General features: G+C 63.7%; 4 protein-coding genes. All 4 read left to right on the top strand.

Features of this window, described 5'->3' with window-relative positions; genetic code table 11:
* The first annotated feature begins 141 nt into the window (after window positions 1-141).
* The 4 genes from RGM2987_RS00445 (at window position 142) to RGM2987_RS00430 (ending at window position 4049) form a co-directional block, all read left to right on the top strand.
* The gene (locus tag RGM2987_RS00445) at window positions 142-1146 is read left to right on the top strand and encodes an AAA family ATPase (RefSeq protein WP_245138150.1); all 1005 of its coding nucleotides are present in this window, start codon (window positions 142-144) and stop codon (window positions 1144-1146) included.
* The gene (locus tag RGM2987_RS00440) at window positions 1071-1802 is read left to right on the top strand and encodes a VWA domain-containing protein (RefSeq protein ID WP_245138149.1); all 732 of its coding nucleotides are present in this window, start codon (window positions 1071-1073) and stop codon (window positions 1800-1802) included. The genes RGM2987_RS00445 and RGM2987_RS00440 overlap by 76 nt, the downstream gene beginning before the upstream one ends.
* A gap of 203 nt (window positions 1803-2005) precedes the next feature.
* The gene (locus RGM2987_RS00435; protein WP_245138148.1) at window positions 2006-3652 is read left to right on the top strand and encodes a phospholipase D-like domain-containing protein; all 1647 of its coding nucleotides are present in this window, start codon (window positions 2006-2008) and stop codon (window positions 3650-3652) included.
* Window positions 3653-3707: 55 nt separating this feature from the next.
* Window positions 3708-4049, top strand: coding sequence for a hypothetical protein (locus RGM2987_RS00430; RefSeq protein WP_245138147.1), 342 nt, complete (start codon window positions 3708-3710; stop codon window positions 4047-4049).
* Window positions 4050-4141 lie beyond the last annotated feature (92 nt).

Below are 4141 nucleotides of genomic sequence, written 5' to 3'. Positions count from 1 at the left end.
AAGCAGACCTATGATTTTAGCCGTCGCGCGGCAAGGGGCGCTGGCGCGCCCAGCGGGAGCAAGCTCCCTCGCCACAACGGCCCCTTCACCACAGTAAGCCACTGCCTACAGTAACCACCGATCATCCATGAGACTTCACCCATGACCCACACCCCGCATTTCCCGCTCTGTGCCGTGGTCGGCGCCGATGACCTGAAGCTGGCGCTGTGCCTGGCCGCGATCGATCCGAAAATCGGCGGCGTGCTGATCGAAGGCCCGCGGGGCATGGCCAAGTCCACCCTGGCCCGAGGCCTGGCGGATCTGCTCGCCAGCGGTCAATTCGTCACCTTGCCCCTGGGCGCCACCGAAGAGCGGCTGGTGGGCACACTTGATCTCGATGCGGCGCTGGGAGAAGGGCGTGCGCAGTTTTCTCCTGGCGTGCTGGCCAAGTCCGACGGTGGCGTGTTGTACGTTGATGAGGTGAACCTGCTGCCCGATCACCTGGTTGACCTGTTACTCGACGTCGCCGCCAGCGGCACCAACCTGATCGAGCGCGACGGCATTTCCCACCGGCATCCGGCGCGCTTTGTGCTGATCGGCACCATGAACCCGGAAGAAGGTGAATTGCGTCCGCAACTGCTTGACCGGTTTGGTCTGAACGTGGCTCTGGTCGGCCATGCTGCGCCCGCCGAGCGTGGGCAGATCATCCGTCGTCGGCTGGATTTCGACAGCGATCCGCTGGCGTTCTGCGCGCACTGGGCGCCGGCCCAACAGCAACTGCGCGAGCGTTGCCAGCAGGCCCGCGAGCGCCTGGCGGCGATCCCCCTGGATGATTGGGCCCTGGGGCAGATTACCGAGCGTTGCTTTGCCGCTGGGGTCGATGGCCTGCGCGCCGACCTGGTCTGGCTGCGGGCGGCCCGAGCCCATGCCGCCTGGCGCGGAGCCGACGCCATCGGTGCTGAAGACATCGACGCGGTGGCCGAGTTTGCCTTGCGTCACCGCCGGCGCGGGCATTCGGCGCCTGCACCGGCGCCGTCCCAGGCACCGACGACGGCTGACAGCGCCTCGCAGCCGCAGCAAGGCCAGGGCCAGTGGGGCGACCTGCCGGCCCGGGCGTTACCGACCGGCGCCCGGCGCGACGTGCCGAGCTGGCCAAAAAAGCCCTAGGCATTCGCCCCCGTTCGGCTGCGGGGGCGAATGCCAGACCCCGGGCAGGCCGGCTGGACCACGGGCGCCAGGGTCGCAGCAAAGCCGCCGCCAGTGGTGCGGTGAACTGGCCCGCAACCCTGCTCAAGGGCCGTCCACGCCGCCGGGAAGATTTGCTGTTTCAGGCACGGCATCGCTCGCCCCATGAGCTGTGGCTGGTGATCGTCGATGCGTCGGCGTCCACCCGGCGTCACCACGCCCTGAGCGATGGCAAAGGTTTGTTGGCGCAACTGTTCGACGACGCTTACCGACAGCGCGCCTGCTTGGCACTGCTGACGGCCAGCGGCACCGCACCGAACTGGCAGGTGCAGGGCCTCAGGGCCAGCGCCGGGCTGCGGGACTGGCTCGACAGCCTGGGCGCCGGTGGCGGTACACCGCTGCTGGCGGCGCTGAACGAGGCCGGACGCTGGTTGACCGCCCGGCGCAAGCGCTATCCGGCGGAGCAGCAGCGGGTGTTGGTGATGACCGATGGGCGGGTGAAGGAAGGGTTGTCGCCGCCGTTGCTGGATTGCCCGTGCCTGCTGATCGACATCGAGCGCGGCCCGATCCGTCTGGGTAGGGGCCGGCAGTTGGCGCTGGGGTTAGGTGCTGAGTATCGGCATATTGACCAGGCGTGATGAGCCGGAATTAGAGGCGCCTGGTCGGACGCTTTCGCGAGCAAGCCCGCTCCCACAATGTGTGCAGCGCTCATTCATTTTGGGTCGCTACCGATCAAGTGTGGGAGCGGGCTTGCTCGCGAAGACATCACCTCGGTCCCGGTTCTACACACCTGAGCTGGATCACTACACTGTCCTCAGCCAGCCCTCACAAGGAGTGAACCATGCGCATCCTCGTCACCAACCCCCAGGACGATTTCCGGGTCAAGGCCTATGCCGGCACCAACGGTGTGCTACTCGCCATGGACCTGGCTGAAAACCGGCGCAAGGGCTTGCTGGGCTTTGCCATCGAAAAACAACAGGGCGACAAGCCGTGGTTGTTCCTGTTCAACAGCCTGACCTTTCCGGGCAAGGCCCATACTTTCCCGCAGTTCCACGCTACCCCCAGCGACAAGGCGCCGTTGCAGAAATTTCGCTGGGCCGACTACGCCGTCAACCCGGGTGTGACGATGCATTACCGCGTGCATCTGGCTTATGGCAGTCCCGATGCGCCGCAGTTGGGCGAGTTCCTCGAGGTCACGGTCACCAGCGACGACGGCCAACCGGCCAACCAACGGGTGATCTTCAACCGCGCCGTGGCCGCGAGCCAGGCTTTTCAACGAAAATTTCCCGAGGTGGATGCGTTGATCAGTGCCAACAAAAACCTCTCCATCGATGACTGGCCCGATGCGCCGCGCCGTTGGCTGGAAAATGGCCTGCTGGGGCGCTTGATCGGTTTCATCGACCGGGCGCTGGATGCCACCTGGGCCCTGGATGTCGCCATCTATGAGTACGAACTGCCGGTGATCGTCGACGCGGTCAACGCCGCCCATGCTCGCGGCGCCCGGGTACGAGTGCTCTATCACGCCGAGCCAGGCGACGACACCACGCTGCGCAATGAGGCCAGCCTCGAAAAGCTGCCGACAGCCAACAAGCGGGGCCGGGTGACCCAGAGCATTTTCCACGACAAGTTCATCGTCCTGAGCAAGGTCGACGGCGAGGGTGCGTTACAACCCGAAGCGGTGCTGTGCGGCAGCACCAACTTTACCGCCAATGGCGTCTACCGCCAGGCCAATGTGGTCCATGTACTGGACGATCCACGGATAAGCGACAGTTATCGCCAGGTATTCGAACAGATCTGGGCCGCGCCACAGGACGTCGATGCCACTCGCCAATGGTTGACCCTCAACAACCCCATGGCCCCGGAACAGCCGCTGTTCGCCGGGTTCTCGCCACGCTCGGGCGAGGGCGACCTGGAGCGTTTCGTCGAGATCATCAATGCCGCCCGCAAAGACCTGCTGTTTGTCACCGCCTTCGTGCTGCCGGACCGAATCCTCGACGCGTTGCTCGGCCAGCCCAACGACGACGTGTTGCGCTACGGTTTGCAAAATACCAAGAGTCGCATCACCGGTTTCCATGCCGACCGCACCGCCGAGTTCGCCGCCACCGCGTTGCTCAATACCGGCCTGGAAGGCTGGCTCCGGGAGAACATGAAAGGCCAGAAAGGCAACCTGCTGGTGCACACCAAGGCCATCGTCACCGACTTCACCAGCGACACGCCGACCATCATCAGCGGCAGCCACAACCTGAGCGCCGCCGCCAGTGGCAGCAACGACGAGAACTACCTGATCATCCAGGGCGACACCGACCTGGCCGACCGCTACGGGCTGGAACTGCTGCGCTTCTACGAGCACTATCGCTTTCGCTACTTCGCCAAAAAACTCGCCCTCAAGCAGGTCAATCCACTGGCGGTGGATGACAGCTGGAGTGACGACTATTACCGGGAGGGGGATTTGCGGATGTTGTCGAGGGTGAGGTTTTGCGGGCGCTAGATGCAGGTGGACATGCAGTGATAGCATAAGGCTACTTTTCAGCCAGGAAGCTGTCATGAATCTACCTCATGGAATATCCGGTTCACTTCGTATCAGTGTCGTCATCCTGTTGTTGGGCCTGGGTACTTCGGCCATAGCGGCTAATCAACCTTGCTCCGGACGCAAGGGTGGGGTCGCCGGGTGTGATGGCGATACTTTTCTGTGTAACGATGGGTCTATCAGCGCTTCGAAGAAATCCTGTTCTGCGGTGTTGGGGCGTCGCAACGAAGCCCGGCCGCAGTCGTTGCTCAAACAGGTCGATGGTTGCCAATGCGGCAGCGGCAATTATTGCGTTGGTCCCCGGGGCGGGGTGTATTGCCTTACGCCTGGCGGTAGCAAAAGTTACAAGCGCAAATAGCCCATCCACCGCCAAACCCCTGTGGGAGCGGGCTTGCTCGCGAAGGCGGTAATACATTCAACATCAACTCCAACAGACCCACCGCTTTCGCG

The sequence above is a fragment of the Pseudomonas sp. RGM2987 genome (assembly GCF_022952855.1).
Classification (GTDB): Bacteria; Pseudomonadota; Gammaproteobacteria; order Pseudomonadales; family Pseudomonadaceae; genus Aquipseudomonas.
Note: the sequence above shows the minus strand (reverse complement) of the source record. Positions and strands in the feature narration are given on the sequence as shown.

Excerpts from the sequence above, each read along its gene's own strand:
- RGM2987_RS00430 (WP_245138147.1), top strand. The coding sequence starts at position 3,708 with ATGAATCTACCTCATGGAATATCCGGTTCACTTCGTATCAGTGTCGTC.
- RGM2987_RS00435 (WP_245138148.1), top strand. The coding sequence starts at position 2,006 with ATGCGCATCCTCGTCACCAACCCCCAGGACGATTTCCGGGTCAAGGCC.
- RGM2987_RS00445 (WP_245138150.1), top strand. The coding sequence starts at position 142 with ATGACCCACACCCCGCATTTCCCGCTCTGTGCCGTGGTCGGCGCCGAT.